This window comes from Streptosporangium sp. 'caverna' (assembly GCF_003203775.1).
Taxonomy (GTDB): Bacteria; Actinomycetota; Actinomycetes; order Streptosporangiales; family Streptosporangiaceae; genus Streptosporangium; species Streptosporangium subroseum.
In genome coordinates, this window is record NZ_CP029711.1 from 7,103,097 (window position 1) to 7,119,246 (window position 16,150).

The following is a 16,150-nucleotide window of genomic DNA, read 5'->3' on the forward strand; positions in this document are numbered from 1 at the left end:
GAACGGGCAGCCCCGGAACCCGGACACACGGCCGTGGCCGGCCTTCACCGCCCGGTCACGGTACGCAGCCGGGTTCCGGCGTGTGGGACGCGGCGCCTGCCGTCGCGAGGCCGATGCCCGCCGCCCGTACGCGGATGGCCGGGTCAGGCCGGGATCTGACGCGTGGGCCGCCGGGGATGGCGGTGGGCCGCCACGGCCGCCGTGAACGAGGTGAGAAACTCCCCCAGATCCCCGCCCGGCGAGGTGACGACGCCCTGTTCCCGATTGATCACGACGCGAGCGGGTTCGAGCAGGAGCTCCCCGGCCCCGACGGCGCCGATGGCCTTGCCGTGCTCGTACGCCTCGTTGGCATCAAGCTGCCGGTCCTTCTCCGTACGGTCGTCTCCGTACGGTCGTCGCTGGTCATCGTGATAACCCCGATCAGGCGTTGAGCGGGACCTTCTCGGTCCCCCGGTGTCTCATCTGGACGATCTCGTGGCTGTCCGGCGCGTGATCGAGCGGCGAGCGGGGAGGAGCGCGCCGTCTCGTGCGGATCAGGTCGCCATGACCCAGTCGTGGTGCGGATACCGCGAACGGTCGCCCTGCCGCAGACGGTTCAGAACGAGCAGCAGGACCGTTCCGTACACCACGTGTCCGGCGACCATGACCACCTGGCGTCCCGGACGGTCACGGTGGGCCGGCGGCATGATGCCGAGGCCGGGCACCCACCCCTGGTAGCTGACGGCCCAGATCGCCAGGCCGTACACGACGCCCAGCGGCAGCCGGGGTTCGCGGCCGTCCGTGGTCACGGCGAACAGCGCCCCGCTGGCGGCGCCGAAGGCGAAGTGCGCGACCGCGCCGAGCACGCCCTCACCCGGCTTGGGCCGATTCCTGTGACCGGGAAGCGCGGCCCGGGCGATGCGCTTGGGCGGATGTTCCCCCATCAACCCGGCCCGATCTCCGGCGAGCATCACGGCGCTCATGGCCGCGGTGGCGAGCACGCCGCTGAGGGCGCCCTCCGCGAGATTGCGCATCATTGCGGCTAATTGCCCTGGCTCGAATGCGGAAAAACCGGTGCTCGATTCAAGGTTTGCCCACCTGACCAGCGTGCGATTCCGGCGATGACCAGTGTCCGAGACAGCGAAAAACGGTGCCGCCCGGGATCAGTTGACACCGTTCTCAAGGACATCCCAAGAAGGAGGTCCGATTATCGCCATCGGGCGTCGGCTGAGCCGGGAGAGGGTGTCCATCATGATCGATCACCCGCGCGGCCGGCCGTACGAGTTCCGGGGACGGCGCCTCTGGTCAGACTCTGCGGCCCCGGCAACACCGCGCTCCCGGTCACTGCGCCCGGTGCCGGAAACCAGGAGCCGCATCCGGTGTTCCGTGGCGACGACGCCGGCTCCGTGACAGCCGACGCCGTCGCCGGCCCGCCCGGCGCCAACGCCCCGACCGCTCGTCGTGACTTCGGCCTGTTGTGGGCGGGGCAGTCGCTGTCGCTGTTCGGCGACCAGTTCATGACGCTGGCACTGCCGCTGCTCGCGGTGACTGTGCTGGAGGTCTCTCCAGCACAGGCCGCGCTACTGCCGTTCGCCCTGTTCGCGCCGTTCCTGCCGCTCGGCCTGCCGGCGGGAGCGATCGTCGACCGCCTCTCCCGCCGCATGACCATGCTGGTCTGCAACGGAGCGCAGGTGCTCACCTTCGGCACGATCTGGGCGCTGGCGGCCACCGGCCGGCTGACCTTTCCGCTGCTGTTCTGCCTGGTCCTGCTGAGCGGCTGCGCGGTGGTGTTCTTCCAGGTCGCCTACACCTCCTACCTGCCCAGCCTCTATGGCGACCCGGACAACCTGCACCGCGGCAACGCCCGGCTGGCCCTGTCGGAGTCCTTTTCCAAGGCGCTGGGACCGATGTCCGCCGGACCGGTCATCGCCGCGCTCGGCCTGGTCGGCGCGCTGGCGGCCAACGCGGTCAGCTTCGCCGCCTCGGTCGCCTCGCTGGCGCTGATCCGGCACCGGGAGCCGGCCCTCGAGGCCACCCAGCGCGAGCGCGGCTGGCTGCGGCGCGACATCGCCACCGGGCTGAAATTCGCGCTCGGTCATCCGATGCTGCAACCGATCCTGCTGTGCGGCACGACCTACGTCTTGTTTCTGTCAATGGTCGAGACCAGCCTGGTGCTGTACTGCCGCAACGTTCTCGGCCTGCCCGCGCAGTGGATCGGCGTCGTCATCGGTGCCGCCGCGGCCGGGTACCCCATCGGCAACCTGCTGTCGACCCGGCTGATGCGCCGCTTCGGCACCCCGCGCACCCTGATCGCCGCCGCCTCGGTGTCGGTACTCGGCATCGTTTCCATGCCCGCGCTGGGCTCCCTGGGCGGAGCCGCGGGGACGGCAGGCCTGGTCGCCGGCAGCATCGTGCACTGCGTCGGCGAGGGAGCGTTCAACCCGACCTCGCTAACCCTGCGCCAGACCCAGACCCCCGCCGACCTGCTGGGCCGGGTCGGCTCGGTCCAGCGTTTCCTCCTCTGGGGCGCGATCGCCCTCGGCAGCCTGTTCACCGCCGGGGTGACCGCCCTCGCCGGGCTCTCCACCGCGGTGTGGATCGGCGCGCTCGGCACGATCCTGTGCCTGCCCGCCCTCTTGCGCCGCGGCATCCGCACCGCCGTACTCACGCCAGGAGAGTCCCGGTCGCCGGCCCCCGATGGACGGAGATCGTGATCAACGGAGGAGTGCTCGTCACCGGCGGTACGTCCGAGCGGTGACGGCTGCGTACCGGGGTTGACGCCTACCGTCCGGTTGTTTTTCCCCTGCCGTAACGTCGGGAGCACCGGGCCGTGAGGCCGCGTCGCCTCTGCGAGGCGGGTGCCCCGGGTGTTTCCCTCCCGGCGCCGGGTACCGATATACGACAGAAGGATTTTTCGCGGGGAAGTGCGCGGTCGCAGCACCGCTCGGGCATGCACCTCCCCGCCGAGGATCACCCTGGGGAAACGTCGGTGCGATCTTCTAGGCTGAGGTTATGGCACGAGCAAACGAAGACGTGGCAGCCGCGCTGGAGGAATACGCCGAGCTGTTCGCGATGACGGGCGGCGACGCGTTCCGGGTCCGCAGTTACCAGAAGGCGGCCAAGGCGATCGCGGGTTTTCCCGAGGACATCGCGACCACCGCCGTGCGGAGCGTGCCGGGGGTGGGCGAGGCGATCGCCAAGAAGGTCGAGGAGCATCTCGAGAGGGGCAGCTTCCGGCAGCTCGACGAGCTGCGCGGCAAGGTCCCCGAGGGCGTCAGAAGGCTGACCAGGATCGCCTCCCTCGGGCCGAAGACAGCCGCCTTCCTCTACCAGGAGCTCGGCATCGACTCCCCGGAAGCGCTGGCGGACGCCATCGGGGAGGGGCGCCTCAAGGGCGTGAAGGGCTTCGGCGCCAAGACCGAGGAGAACCTGCTCAAGGGCATCGAGCAGCTTGCCCGCAACAGTGCCAGGGTGCACCTCGGCGTGGCCATGGACCTGGCGGAGCGGATCATCGCCTCCCTGCCCGCCGAGCGGATCGCCTACGCCGGGTCGCTGCGCCGGATGAAGGACACCATCGGCGACATCGACATCCTCGCGGTCGGCCCCGAGTCCCTGATGGACGACTTCAAGGCCCAGACGTACGTCGCGGAGGTCATCGCCTCGGGTGAGAAGAAGACCTCGATCCGCACCGTCCAGGGCATCCAGGTGGACCTGCGTGTGGTCCCGGCCGAGTCCTGGGGCGCCGCGATGCAATACTTCACCGGTTCCAAGGAGCACAACGTGCACCTGCGCGAGATCACGGTGAAGAAGGGCTGGAAGCTCTCCGAGTACGGTCTGTTCGAGGGCGAGCGGGTGATCGCTGCCGAGCACGAGGAAGACGTCTACCGCGCTCTCGGCATGCAGTGGATCCCGGCGACGCTGCGCGAGGACGGCGGGGAGATCACCGCCGCGCTCAAGGGCGAGCTGCCCGTGCTGGTCACCCTGGACGACCTCAAGGGCGATCTGCACACCCACACCGATCTGACCGACGGCATCGCCTCGCTGGAGGACATGGTCGCCGCCGCCCACGCGCGCGGCTATTCCTACTACGCGGTGACCGATCACGCGCCCGACCTGGCGATGCAGCGGATGACGCTGGAGAAGGCCCTGGAACAGCGCGAGCAGCTACACCGACTTCAATCGAAATATCCGGACATGCAGCTGCTGCACGGCAGCGAGCTCAACATCGCCCCCGACGGCTCGGTCGACTGGCCGGCCGAGGTGCTGGAGGGTTTCGACGTGTGCGTGGCGAGCGTGCACTCGCATTTCACCCAGTCGCGCGAGGAGATGACCCGGCGGTTCGTCACCGCGTGCGAGAACCCGCACGTGCACATCATCGGTCACCCCACCACCCGCAAGATCGGCGGGCGCCCACCGGTGGACGCCGACTGGGACGAGGTGTTCCGCGTCGCCGCCCGCACCGGCACCGCGATGGAGATCGACTCCTTTCCCGACCGCTCCGACCTCCCCTCCGACCTCGTGCGGCTGGCTCGCCACCACGGCGTGAAGTTCTCCATCGACAGCGACGCCCACGCGGTGCCCCACCTGGACAACCAGCGGTTCGGCATCGGCATCGCCCAACGCGCCTGGCTGACCAGCGACGATGTGATCAACGCCTGGCCGGTGGAGCGGCTGCTGAACTTTCTGAGACATTGACGCCAACAGAGTCCCAACCCCCTTCACGGATTACCTTGTTTCTTGGTAGGAAATAGGTGTAGGGGGAAAGGGTGGTACCGCATGCCGCACGAGGACTTCGTCAACGAGGCCGTTGACCAGTGCGATCGAGCCGGGCAACTCGCCCGGGGTTATCCGGACCGGCTCCGGCTGGCCGCCGTCGACGGGAAGACCGTCGACGGCGAGGCCGCCGACGGCGTGACGGCCGGCGACAAGACCGAGGAACAGGCCCCCACCGGCGAGGTCGTCACGGAACAGGTCCCCGTCGGCGAGGTCGTCACGGAACGGGCCGCCCGGAAGAAGGCGGTCGCCGATCAGGCCGCAGATGGACGGGCGAGCGCGGAGGAGACCGCCGGGGCCATCGTCAAGGAGCTGCCACCGGAGCTGTTCGTCACGCACGGCACCAATGCCGAGATGCGCTGGGAGGCGATGCGCGACGTCGGCTATCACGTGCCCAACGAGCGCTTCTTCGTCCGCAACCACACCTCGACCCCGATCATCGACGCGGCGACCTGGCGGCTGGAGCTGCACGGTTCCGGGCTGAGCAATCCCCGGAGCTTCGGCTACGAGGAGCTGCTCGCGCTCCCCGCGGTGACGCGGGACGTCGCGATCGAGTGCGCGGGCAACGGCCGGAGCCTCTTCGCCGCCCAGCAGCACCAGGAGGTCTCCGGCACCCCGTGGCGACTCGGCGGCATCGGGGTGGCCCGCTGGCGCGGGGTGCCGCTGGCCACGGTGCTGGACCGGGCCGGGCTCACCCCGGACGCCGTCGACGTCATGCCGCGCGGGCTCGACCCCCACTACGTGTGCGACGGGGTCGACTTCGGGCCGGTGCGCCGCCCGATCCCGGTGGCCAAGGCGCTCAAGGACGTCATCCTCGCGTACGAGATGAACGGCCGGACCCTTCCCCCCGACCACGGCTACCCGGTGCGGATGGTCGTCCCCTCGTGGATCGGCCTGGCCTCGGTCAAGTGGGTGGGCGACATCGAGGTCTCCGCCTCACCGCTGGCCTCGCCCTGGACCACCGAGTTCTATCGGATGTTCGGCGAGGCCTACCCGCCGGAGGGCGGCGCGCCGCTGGCCCTCCAGGGAGTCAAGAGCGCCTTCGAGCTGCCCTGGGACGCCGAGCTGCGGGTCGGGCACCCGTACGTGCTGCACGGGCGGTCGTGGTCGGGCAACGGCCGGATCGCCGGGGTGGAGGTGAGCGTCGACGGCGGGGTGACCTGGCGGCGCGCCCACCTGCGCGGCCCGCGCGTGGTCCCGGCCTGGACCCGCTGGCACATCGGCTGGAACCCGCGGGAGACCGGCCCGCACACCCTGCTCGCGCGGGCCGTCGACGAGACCGGCGCGGCCCAGCCGCCGCAGACCCCGCACAACAACCTCGGTTATCTCTTCGACGCCGTCGCGGGCCATCCCGTGACGGTCGTGAACGGATAAACGTCAACGGATATACGAAACGCCGGCCGCATTGCGGCACGGGGATCACAAAAATCACAGGGCGAATGCATACGCAACTCTTACCTACGGGAAACCGTACGAATCGTTTCCCCTGAACGGCGACCATATCGGGTGATCAGGTAGGGCGTGTCACCGTAACCCCCCGCCTGGCCGACGGACTTTATCTGAAAGACTCCCAAGGTCGCCCAGACGAAACGGGGTGGAAACGAGCCGAAGTAATGATGACGGCGAATGACTACATCTGTTTCTTGCTCTTCCTGTTAGGAGGCTCAACCGATGCGCCAACTGACCGCACTCGACGCGCAGTTCCTTCACGCCGAATCGGCCACCACCGCGGCCCACGTCGCGGGAGTGGCGATCCTCGATCCGGCCTGCGCTCCCACGGGTGCCGTCACACGCGAGGCCCTGATCGGGCTGCTCCGCGAGCGGCTGCATCTCGCGCCGGCGCTGAGCCTGCGTCTCGCCGGTGTGCCGTTCGGCCTCGACCATCCGTACTGGACGGAGGTCCCCGGCCTCGACGTCGCCGACCACGTCTACGAGGTGACCCTCCCCATGCCGGGCGACGAGGCCCAGCTCGCCGAGGAGGTCGCCATCATCCACGAGCGGCACCTGGACCGGAACCGCCCGCTCTGGGAGATGCATCTCATCCAGGGCCTGGCCGGCGGCCGGACCGCCCTCTACGCCAAGGTCCACCACTGCGCCATCGACGGGGTGTCGGGCGCGGAGACGCTGGCCGCCCTGCTGGACCTCACGCCCGAACCACGCGTCGTCGAGCCGTCCCCGCCTTCTCCGGCGACCAGCGCCCCGGGCATGGTCACCATGCTCGCCGGGGCCGTGACCCGCACCGTGACCCAGCCCGCCAGAGCGCTGCGCTCGCTGGGCCGCATGGTGGCCGACCTCGACGCGATCCCGGTGGCCGCGGCGCTGCCGGGCGCCCGGATGATGGCCGCCGCCACCCGGATGCTCTCGGGGCAGCCCGTCGAACTGCCGGAGATGCCCTCGCTGTCCGCCCCGCGCACACCGTTCAACGGCCCGATCGGCCCCGAACGACGCTTCTCCTACGGGTCGATCTCCCTCGCGGACGTCAAGCGGATCGCCAGGTCCTCCGGGAGCAGCGTCAACGACGTGGTCATGACACTGTGCTCCTCGGCGCTGCGCTCCTGGCTGCGCGAGCACGACGCGCTGCCCGACCAGCCGCTGATCGCCGCGGTCCCGGTCGCGGTCCGTACGGCGAGCGCCCTGGACGTGGTCGGCAACCAGCTCTCCGTCATGATCACCCCGATGCCGACCGATCTGGACTGCCCCCTCGATCGCCTGCGGGTCATGGGGCAGACGATGCGCACGGCCAAGCGGCGGTTCGCCGGCTCCCCCGCCACCTGGCTGAGCGAGCTGTCCTCGGTGCTGCCCACGGCGGTCACCGCGCTGGCGACCTCCACGGTCTTCCGGCTGGCCTCGATCGTGCTGCCACCGATCAACCTGATCATCTCGAACGTTCCGGGACCGCAGCTCCCGCTGTACCTGTGCGGCGCCCGGGTGCTCGGCTACTACCCCATGTCGGTGCTGACCGACGTGAGCGGCGGGGTCAACATCACCTGTTTCTCCTATGACGGCTCGCTGGATTTCGGCATCCTCTCCTGCCCGGACCGGATGAAGGACGTCTGGCGGCTGATGGGCTACCTGCAGGACGCCATGGACGAGCTGATGGAACTGGTGGAGCCGGCCGGGTCGGAACCGACCTCGGTCCCGGCCCCGGTCAAGCAGCAGGTGGTGCCGGTCCTGCCGACGGGACCCGCCGACCCTCTTCCGGCCATGGAGATGATCGCGGTCTGAGTGCCGTCCGGTCTCACCCCAGGGCGTGGGCGATCAGTTCGGCGACCGCGTCGGGATCGATGTGGTGCCCGGTGAGCTGGCAGAGGTTCTCCTGGTAGAGCAGCACCGCGGCGAAGGTGACCGCCGCCACCTCCAGCCGGGCGGCGTCGCCGCGTGGGGTCGGCAGCGCCAACTCCAGGGCGAACCGGGCCCGCTGGATGATCTCTCCGTTCAGGCGGCCGAGCCGGTCTCTGACCGAGCCGTGCGTGTCGGCCTCGCGGAAGAGGATGCGGCGCATCGCCGGAGAGGCGCTGAGCGGCAGACGCCTGGCCAGACGGGACAGGGTGCCCGCCGCGTCGCCGGGAACGGCCTCCACCTCCGGCGACTCCTCCACGAGCGTGCGCTCGTCGATCAGCGCCACCAGCACGTCGATCTTCCGGGGAAAGTAGTGGAAGACGAGCCCCTTGGGCACGTCGGCCAGCCGGGCGATCTCCGCGGTGGGGGTCGCCTCGTAACCACCTCCGGCGAACAGCTCTTCGGCCGCGTCGAGGATGCGCGTGCGCGCGCCGGGGTCCGAGGCGTCGCGCGTGCGCCTGGAGGACTTTCCGGAGCGCGGTCTGAGGCTGCTCACGGCTTGACCATAGACCCGGACGTGGCCGGATTTCCATGCCGCCGGGGAGAGATCGCCGTACGCGTGCCGTGCGGGAACGGGTGCCGTACGGAGGGCAGGCGCCGTACGGAACCGAGTGTCATACGGAAGGCCGGTGCCGTGCGGGAACGGGTGCCGTACGGAGGGCAGGCGCCGTACGGAACCGAGTGTCATACGGAAGGCCGGTGCGGTGTGGAAACGGGGGCCGTACGGACAGCGGATGCGGTGCGGGAACGGGGCCGCCAGAGCCTCCGGCCATCCTTGCCGACACGGCGTGCAACAACGGCCCGACGATCAACGACGGTGCCGGGGAAACGGGTGATTGTCCAAGAAATAGAGTGATGGTCATGAGTATTTCTGAGCTGAACCTCTTCCCGCTCTGCCTGGGCGGCAACGTATTCGGCTGGACCGCGGACCGCGACGCGTCCTTCGCCGTGTTGGACGCCTACGCCGAGGCGGGAGGCAACTTCATCGACACCGCCGACACCTACACCTCCATGGTCCCCGGAAACGTCGGCGGGGAGTCTGAGACGATCATCGGTGAATGGATGGCCGCGCGAGGCAACCGCGACCAGATCGTGCTGGCGACCAAGGTCGGCTCGCTGCCCACCCGTCCCGGACTGTCGGCGGCCAACATCCGCGTGGCCGTCGAGGACTCGCTGCGGCGTCTGCAGACCGATCACATCGACCTGTACTGGGCGCACATCGACGACACCGAGACGCCCCTGGCGGAGACCCTCGGTGCATTCGACGCGCTGGTCGACGAGGGCAAGGTCCGCAACATCGGCGCCTCGAACTACAACGCCGAGCGGCTGACGGAGGCGCTGGCGATCTCCGAGCGGGACGGCCTGGCGAAGTACGGTGTGCTGCAGCAGCACTACAACCTGCTGGAGCGGGAGTACGAGGGTGCGCTGCGCGAGGCGGTCACGGCCGGAGGGCTGACCAGCACGCCGTACTTCGGTCTGGCCCGTGGTTTCCTGACCGGCAAGTATCAGCCGGGGGTCGAGGTGGACAGCCCCCGCGCGGGCAAGGCGGCGGAATATCTGAAGACCGAGCGCGGTCCGCGCGTGCTCGACGCCCTGGGCAAGGTGGCCGCCGCCCACGGCGTCGCCATGGCCACCGTCGCGCTCGCCTGGCTGGCCGCCCAGCCCACGGTGGCCGCGCCGATCGCCAGCGCCCGCAACGTCGAGCAGCTCCGGCCGCTGCTCGCGGTCGCCGACCTGACCCTGTCCGAGGACGAGCTGGCCCTGCTGGACACGGCCTCCCGGTAGGACGAAGCACGACGCGGGGCCCGCCTGAGCAAAGTCAGGCGGGCCCCGCGCCGGTTCCGGCGGCAAACGGGACTTCCCGCAGGAAAAAGATCATCCTCCGGCGGTAGCCATGACGGGATGATTTCCGGTTCATTGCCAGATGACTGCGAACTTTACTTCACTTTGAAGTTATCTGTGGTGTTATGGCATGTTGTAACCCATCTGGGGGTAAACCGCCTAGTTTGCTGGGCCTGCTCGCTGCGAGTATCACCGCCATACCCCCTCCGTACAGCGCTGATCGCAGGAAGGCCCATGCCCTTGAGCATCACCGAGAAGCCCGAGGTTCTGACAGACGGTGTCAACCGCCTCCGCAAAAACGCCGTAGGGCTCGTCAGCGTCATCTTCATGGCGGTCGCCACCGCCGCCCCCATCACCGCGATGACCGGCAACGTCCCGATAGCCCTCGGTTTCGGTAACGGCCTGGGCGTCCCCGCCGGCTATCTGGTGGCGACCATCGTGCTCACCGTCTTCTCCGTGGGCTACGTGGCGATGGCCAAGCACATCACCTCCGCCGGCGCGTTCTACGGTTACATCTCCCACGGCCTCGGCCAGGTCGTCGGCATGGTGGCCGGCCTCCTGGCGACCATGGCGTACGTGATCTTCGAAGCCTCGATCATCGGCTTCTTCGCCTACTCGGCCAACAACACCTTCAAGAGCCTGGCCGGGGTGGACATCCACTGGCTGTGGTTCGCCCTTCTCGGCCTGGCTCTCAACGCGGCCCTGACCTACTTCGACATCAACCTGACCGCCAAGGTCCTGGGCGTCTTCCTGGTCACCGAGATCCTCATGCTCGCCCTGACCGCCACCGTCACCCTGTTCCACGGCGGCGGGCCCGACGGTCTCATGGCCGAGACGCTCAACCCGGTCAGGGCGTTCCAGACCACCGGGCTGGCGGCCGGAGCCGTCGGTCTCGGGCTGTTCATGTGCTTCTGGTCCTGGGTCGGCTTCGAGTCCACCGCGATGTACGGCGAGGAGTCCCGCGACCCCAAGAGCATCATCCCGAAGGCCACGCTGGTCTCCGTGGTCGGCATCGGCCTGTTCTACACCTTCGTCTCCTGGATGACGGTCGCCGCCAACGGCGTGAAGGCCCCCGAGATCGCCGCCAAGGAGTTCGCCGGGGTCTTCTTCAACCCCACCGGGCAGCTGGTCGGCGCCTGGGCCGTCGACCTCTTCAAGATCCTCATCCTGACCGGCTCGTTCGCCTGCTCGATGGCCTTCCACAACTGCGCCTCGCGCTACCTGTACGCCATCGGCCGCGAGAACCTCATCCCCGGCACCCGCAGGACCCTGGGGGCCACCCACCCCAGGCACGGCTCCCCCCACATCGCCGGATTCGTCCAGACCGTGATCTCCGTGATCATCGTCTTCGCATTCTTCTTCGCCGGGATGGACCCCTACCTGCACATCTACACCCTGCTCGCGGTGCTCGGCACGCTGGCGATCCTCATCGTCCAGACCCTCTGCTCGTTCTCCGTCATCGGATACTTCCACGTCAGGAAGAAGCACCCCGAGACCGCCTCCTGGTGGCGCACCCTGCTGGCCCCGCTCGCCGGCGGCCTGGCCATGATCTACGTCGTCTTCCTGCTCTTCCAGAACCAGGAGGCCGCCGCCGGCGAAGCCTCCAAGTCCGCGTTCTTCACGCTGATCCCCTGGATCGTGCTCTGCCTGGCCCTGCTGGGAGCCGGACTCGCCCTCTACCTCAAAGCCACCAATCCCGCCAAATACGCGATCATCGGCCGGATCGTGCTTGAGGACACCGTCGAACGCGACTGAGCCTCCACGCCGTACGGCGGGCATCGCGACGCTTGGGAACCCGGGGACAGAGAACGGGAGCGGTCGGCAGCACGTGCTGCCGACCGCTCCCGTTCTCTGTCTGGACGATCATGTGCCTCGTGAACGAGCCACGCGATCAGCCGGATGTGGCTAGTGCTCCGTCGCCTTCTCGGCACCGACGCCGGTGAGCGAGCGGACCTCGATCTCGGCGTACTTGGCCGCGTTGTACTCCTTGCTGAGCCGCGTGCCGATGTATCCGGCGAGGAAGCCCAGCGGGATCGAGACGATGCCCGGGTTGCTCAGCGGGAACCAGGCGAAGTTCGCGTCCGGGATCAGGGAGGTCGCGGTGCCCGACATGACCGGCGAGAAGATCACCAGGAACAGGGCGGAGCCGAGACCGCCGTAGATGGCCGAGACCGCGCCGACGGTGTTGAACCGCTTCCAGAACAGGCTGTAGAGGATCGCGGGCAGGTTTCCGGAGGCGGCCACCGCGAAGGCCAGCGCGACCAGGAAGGCCACGTTCTGTCCCTGCGCGAGGATGCCGAGCCCGATGGCGACCGCGCCGATGACAAAGGCGGAGATCCGGGCGACCAGGATCTCCTCCTTGTCGGTGACGTTGCCGCGCTTGAACACGTGGGCGTACATGTCGTGGGCGAAGGACGAGCTCGACGCCAGCGTCAGGCCCGCGACGACCGCCAGGATCGTGGCGAACGCCACCGCCGCGATGACGGCCAGCAGGATCGTGCCGCCCACATCTCCGAAGATGAGCCGGCCGATCTCCTCGGCGAGCATCGGAGCCGCGGTATTACCCGCCTTGTCCTGCGCCAGGATCTTCTCGCCGCCGACCAGCGCCGCGGCGCCGAAGCCGAGCACGAGGGTGAGCAGGTAGAAGACACCGATGATGCCGATGCCCCACAGGACCGACTTGCGAGCTACCTTCGCGGTGGGAACGGTGTAGAAGCGGATCAGGATGTGCGGCAGGCCGGCGGTGCCGAGCACCAGCGCCAGGCCCAGGCTGATCAGGTCGATCTTGCCCGCGAGACCCTGCGCCTCGGTGCCGTACTTCAGACCCGGGATGAGGAACTGGTCGGGCTTGCCGCTCTTCACGGCGGCCTCGCCCAGCAGGGCCGAGAGGTTGAAGCCGTACTTGCCGAGCACCAGCAGCGTGATCAGGGTCGCGCCGCCCATGAGCAGCACGGCCTTGACGATCTGCACCCAGGTGGTGCCCTTCATGCCTCCGACGACCACGTAAACGATCATCAGCACGCCGACGCCGACGATCGTGAGCGCCTTGCCGGTCGGTGAGGTGACGCCGAGCAGCAGGCCGACCAGCGCGCCCGCGCCGACCATCTGCGCCAGCAGGTAGAAGATCGACACGACGATCGTGGAGACGCCCGCCGCGGTGCGGACCGGGCGCGGGCTCATCCGGAAGGCCAGCACGTCGGCCATGGTGAACTTGCCGGAGTTACGCATCAGTTCGGCGACCAGGAGCAGCGCGATCAGCCAGGCGACCAGGAAGCCGATCGAGTACAGGAAGCCGTCGTATCCCGACAGGGCGATGATCCCGGCGATGCCCAGGAAGCTCGCGGCCGACATGTAGTCGCCGCCGATGGCGAGGCCGTTCTGCGCACCGCTGAAGGACCGGCCGCCGGCGTAGTAGTCGGTGGCGTCCTTGGTGTTGCGGCTCGCCCAGAAGGTGATGCCCAGCGTCACCGCGACGAACACCAGGAACAGGATCGTGGAGAGTGTCTGGTGGCCCATCAGATCTTCCCCTCGACTTCGTGGCGGATCTCGTCGGCCAGCGGGTCGAGTTTCTTCTCGGCGAACCGGGAGTAGGCCCAGGCGATCCCGAACGTCGACACGAACTGGAGCAGTCCGAGGACCAGCGCCACATTGATGTTGCCGAGCACCTTGATGGCCATGAAGTCACGCGCGAAGCCGGACAACACCACGTACAGGAGGTACCAGGTGAAGAACGCGATGGTCATCGGGAATGTCCAGGCCCGTAGGCGCCGCCTCAGCTCTTGGAACTTCTCACTTGCTTGAACCTCTTCATATACCGATGAATCATGTTGCCTGGCGGTCACGAGACCTCCCACGAATGTGATCTGGATCACGGCAAACGTAGGAGGGGACGCTACCGGAGAGGAGTCCCTGGAGCGGTCCGTTCGCCCAGCCGCTGCCAAGTGGCGGTCAGTTGAACATGCCCTGCGGTGAAAGGTCCGTATAGCGCGATGAGCGGTTCTTCAACCGGGGTATCCGATTGAAAAATCCGCCCGCACACGGCTGATCGGTCACCTCAGGAGGACCGTGGCCGCCAGTCGCCGCGGTCGAGGTTGAGGATCTCGGGGGTGTGCAGCCGCACCATCGTACGAGCCACGCCCACCGGGATCCGGGACGGAGTGAGGAGTGAGACCACGATCATGACGGCGAAGGCGATCGGCACCGTCCACGCGGCGGGCTGAGCCAGCAGGGCGCCGACCAGACCGGTGTGCGGCTCTCCGACGATCGTCATCAGGACCGCGCAGCAGGCCAGCCCGCCCCCGACGAGCAGGCCGGCCATGGCCCCCGTGGAGGTCAGCCGCCGCCACCAGATGCCCAGCACCAGCAGCGGGCAGAAGGAGGAGGCTGCCACCGCGAAGGCCAGACCCACCACGTCGGCGACGGGCAGCGAGCGGGCCAGGACGGCCAGCCCCAGGGGCACGATCACGGCCAGCACCGCCGCCGCCCTGAACGAGCGCACCCCTCCCTTGAGGATGTCCTGCCCGATGACCCCCGCGACGGAGACCGTGAGCCCGGAGGAGGTGGACAGGAACGCCGCGAACGCCCCCGCCGTCACCAGCGCCGTCAGCAGGTCGCCGAGCACCCCGCCGATCAACCGTCCGGGCAGCGTGAGCACCACCGTGTCGCTGCCCACCAGTTCGGGGAGGTAGATCCGGCCCAGCGCGCCGTAGATGGCGGGCAGCAGGTAGAAGGCGCCGAGCAGCGACAGGACCACCAGCGTCGTACGGCGTGCGGCCTGGCCGTCGGGGTTGGTGTAGAAGCGGACCAGCACGTGCGGCAGCCCCATGGTGCCCAGAAACGTCGCCAGGATCAGTGAGTAGGTCGAGTAGAGGCTGTACTCCTTGCCGCTGGCCAGCGGCAGTGCCCAGGTGACCGTGTCGTGCGCGCTCAGCCCCGGCGCGCCGTCGGCCTGCCAGGCCAGCAGCAGGAACACCACCGGAACGGCCAGCGCGGTGAGTTTGAGCCAGTACTGGAAGGCCTGCACGAATGTGATCGACCGCATGCCGCCGGACATCACGTTCACCGCGACCACGGCCGCCACCAGCAGCCCCCCGGCCCAGTCGGGAGCGCCGGTGATGGCCTGCAGCACCAGGCCCGCGCTCTGGAACTGCGGCATCAGGTACAGCCAGCCGATGAGCACGACCAGCACACCCGCCATCCGGCGCACGGCCATCGACTCCAGCCGCGCCTCGGCGAAGTCGGGCAGCGTGTAGGCGCCCGAGCGGCGCAGCGGCGCGGAGACCAGGACGAGCAGCACCAGGTAGCCGCCGGTCCAGCCGACCGGCAGCCAGAGCATGTCGGCACCGTAGGTGAGGATCAGCCCGGCGATGCCCAGGAAGCTCGCGGCCGACAGGTACTCGCCGCCGATGGCGGAGGCGTTCCACAGCGGGGAGACCGTGCGGGAGGCCACGTAGAAGTCAGAGGTGGTCCGCGACAGCCGGATGCCGAATCCGCCGATCAGCACCGCGGCCAGTGCCACCAGCACCACCGCCGTCACGCCGTACGCGGTGCTCATCGGGCCCGGTCCACCAGTTCGGCGAAGTGGCGCTCGTTCCGTTCCGCCTGCCGGACGTAGAGCCAGGCGCCGATCACGAACGCCGGATAGATCAGACCGGCGAGCACCGCCCACGGCAGGGGAATGCCGGCCAGCTGGACCTCGCGCAGATCCGGCACGAGCAGGAACAGCAGCGGCAGGCCGCAGACCACGCAGCCGAGCACCGTGCAGACGAACAGCGCCAGCCGGAGCTGAGTACGGATCAGCGAGCGCATGTAGACCTCACCCAGATGGGTCTGCTCGTCGATCTCACGGGTCACCGGGTAGCGGGGGTGGCGGGGCGCCATGGTGCGGGGGCTGGTCACCACCTCGCGGCGCGGCCGCTCGGTCTCCTTACGCGTTCCGGAATCCTTACGGCTCCCGGACTCCCTGCGCACCCCGAATTCCCTGCGCGGCCGATCCGGCTCCTTGCGCGATCGATCGGAGTCCTTACGTGGCCGATCCGGCTCCTTGCGCGGCCGATCGGAATCCTTGCGCGGCCGCTCCACCGCCCAGGTGAGCCGGTCGGCTATCCACCGCCGCGGCTCCGCCCCATCGCGCGGCTCGGCTTCCTGACTCATTCGGTTTCCCGGCTCATTCGGCTTCCTCGCTCATACGGCCACCCGGCTGCCTTCCACCCGTACG

The 16,150-nt window shown here is 68.8% G+C and carries 13 protein-coding genes; 6 read left to right on the forward strand and 7 right to left on the reverse strand.

All coding sequences use genetic code 11. The annotated features are described in order from the left end of the window. Nucleotides 1-143 precede the first annotated feature (143 nt). Both DKM19_RS53100 and DKM19_RS31075 read right to left on the reverse strand, forming a co-directional pair. Complete coding sequence (locus DKM19_RS53100; protein ID WP_162643192.1) at nt 144-320, reverse strand: hypothetical protein; 177 nt, start codon at nt 318-320, stop codon at nt 144-146. A gap of 213 nt (nt 321-533) precedes the next feature. Continuing rightward, entirely contained in the window at nt 534-1,016 is a 483-nt protein-coding gene (locus DKM19_RS31075) for a DUF6789 family protein (RefSeq protein ID WP_110700529.1), read from the reverse strand. Between the two features lie 342 nt (nt 1,017-1,358). Between DKM19_RS31075 and DKM19_RS31080 the strand changes: the two genes are divergently transcribed. The 4 genes from DKM19_RS31080 (at nt 1,359) to DKM19_RS31095 (ending at nt 7,977) form a co-directional block, all read left to right on the forward strand. Beyond that, on the forward strand, nt 1,359-2,693 hold the full coding sequence (locus DKM19_RS31080) for an MFS transporter (RefSeq protein WP_204358329.1): 1,335 nt from the start codon (nt 1,359-1,361) through the stop codon (nt 2,691-2,693). Nucleotides 2,694-2,991: 298 nt separating this feature from the next. Then, nucleotides 2,992-4,674: a DNA polymerase/3'-5' exonuclease PolX gene (gene polX / locus DKM19_RS31085; RefSeq protein WP_110700532.1), complete on the forward strand. Its 1,683-nt coding sequence runs from the start codon at nt 2,992-2,994 to the stop codon at nt 4,672-4,674. A gap of 81 nt (nt 4,675-4,755) precedes the next feature. After that, a complete protein-coding gene (locus DKM19_RS31090) occupies nt 4,756-6,126 on the forward strand; it encodes a sulfite oxidase (RefSeq protein WP_239513674.1) in 1,371 nt (456 codons plus the stop codon). A 297-nt stretch (nt 6,127-6,423) separates the two neighbouring features. Then, complete coding sequence (locus tag DKM19_RS31095) at nt 6,424-7,977, forward strand: wax ester/triacylglycerol synthase family O-acyltransferase (RefSeq protein WP_110700534.1); 1,554 nt, start codon at nt 6,424-6,426, stop codon at nt 7,975-7,977. A 13-nt stretch (nt 7,978-7,990) separates the two neighbouring features. On the opposite strand, the gene DKM19_RS31100 is transcribed toward DKM19_RS31095, so the two are convergent. After that, entirely contained in the window at nt 7,991-8,587 is a 597-nt protein-coding gene (locus DKM19_RS31100) for a TetR/AcrR family transcriptional regulator (RefSeq protein ID WP_110700536.1), read from the reverse strand. Nucleotides 8,588-8,952: 365 nt separating this feature from the next. On the opposite strand from DKM19_RS31100, the gene DKM19_RS31105 reads away from it, so the two are divergent. Both DKM19_RS31105 and DKM19_RS31110 read left to right on the forward strand, forming a co-directional pair. After that, complete coding sequence (locus DKM19_RS31105; protein ID WP_110706129.1) at nt 8,953-9,876, forward strand: aldo/keto reductase; 924 nt, start codon at nt 8,953-8,955, stop codon at nt 9,874-9,876. 291 nt (nt 9,877-10,167) lie between these two features. Then, nucleotides 10,168-11,688 (forward strand): APC family permease, encoded by a 1,521-nt coding sequence (locus DKM19_RS31110; protein WP_110700538.1) that lies wholly within the window; start codon nt 10,168-10,170, stop codon nt 11,686-11,688. Nucleotides 11,689-11,838: 150 nt separating this feature from the next. On the opposite strand, the gene DKM19_RS31115 is transcribed toward DKM19_RS31110, so the two are convergent. The 4 genes from DKM19_RS31115 to DKM19_RS51050 form a co-directional block, all read right to left on the reverse strand. Continuing rightward, nucleotides 11,839-13,449 (reverse strand): cation acetate symporter, encoded by a 1,611-nt coding sequence (locus DKM19_RS31115; protein WP_110700540.1) that lies wholly within the window; start codon nt 13,447-13,449, stop codon nt 11,839-11,841. Further along, nucleotides 13,449-13,805, reverse strand: a complete 357-nt coding sequence (locus DKM19_RS31120) for a DUF485 domain-containing protein (RefSeq protein WP_369986523.1) — start codon at nt 13,803-13,805, stop codon at nt 13,449-13,451. Before DKM19_RS31120 ends, DKM19_RS31115 begins: the two co-directional genes overlap by 1 nt. 182 nt (nt 13,806-13,987) lie before the next feature. Next, entirely contained in the window at nt 13,988-15,487 is a 1,500-nt protein-coding gene (locus tag DKM19_RS31125) for a cation acetate symporter (protein WP_110700542.1), read from the reverse strand. Further along, a complete protein-coding gene (locus tag DKM19_RS51050; protein ID WP_204358330.1) occupies nt 15,484-16,086 on the reverse strand; it encodes a hypothetical protein in 603 nt (200 codons plus the stop codon). The genes DKM19_RS31125 and DKM19_RS51050 overlap by 4 nt, the downstream gene beginning before the upstream one ends. Between the last annotated feature and the right edge of the window lie 64 nt (nt 16,087-16,150).

What these genes read in the sequence shown, in the direction of transcription:
- DKM19_RS31075 (WP_110700529.1), bottom strand. Translation starts at nt 1,016, where the DNA reads ATGATGCGCAATCTCGCGGAGGGCGCCCTCAGCGGCGTGCTCGCCACC.
- polX (WP_110700532.1), top strand. Translation starts at nt 2,992, where the DNA reads ATGGCACGAGCAAACGAAGACGTGGCAGCCGCGCTGGAGGAATACGCC.
- DKM19_RS31090 (WP_239513674.1), top strand. Translation starts at nt 4,756, where the DNA reads ATGCCGCACGAGGACTTCGTCAACGAGGCCGTTGACCAGTGCGATCGA.
- DKM19_RS31095 (WP_110700534.1), top strand. Translation starts at nt 6,424, where the DNA reads ATGCGCCAACTGACCGCACTCGACGCGCAGTTCCTTCACGCCGAATCG.
- DKM19_RS31105 (WP_110706129.1), top strand. Translation starts at nt 8,953, where the DNA reads ATGAGTATTTCTGAGCTGAACCTCTTCCCGCTCTGCCTGGGCGGCAAC.
- DKM19_RS31110 (WP_110700538.1), top strand. Translation starts at nt 10,168, where the DNA reads ATGCCCTTGAGCATCACCGAGAAGCCCGAGGTTCTGACAGACGGTGTC.
- DKM19_RS31115 (WP_110700540.1), bottom strand. Translation starts at nt 13,449, where the DNA reads ATGGGCCACCAGACACTCTCCACGATCCTGTTCCTGGTGTTCGTCGCG.
- DKM19_RS31125 (WP_110700542.1), bottom strand. Translation starts at nt 15,487, where the DNA reads ATGAGCACCGCGTACGGCGTGACGGCGGTGGTGCTGGTGGCACTGGCC.
- DKM19_RS51050 (WP_204358330.1), bottom strand. Translation starts at nt 16,086, where the DNA reads ATGAGTCAGGAAGCCGAGCCGCGCGATGGGGCGGAGCCGCGGCGGTGG.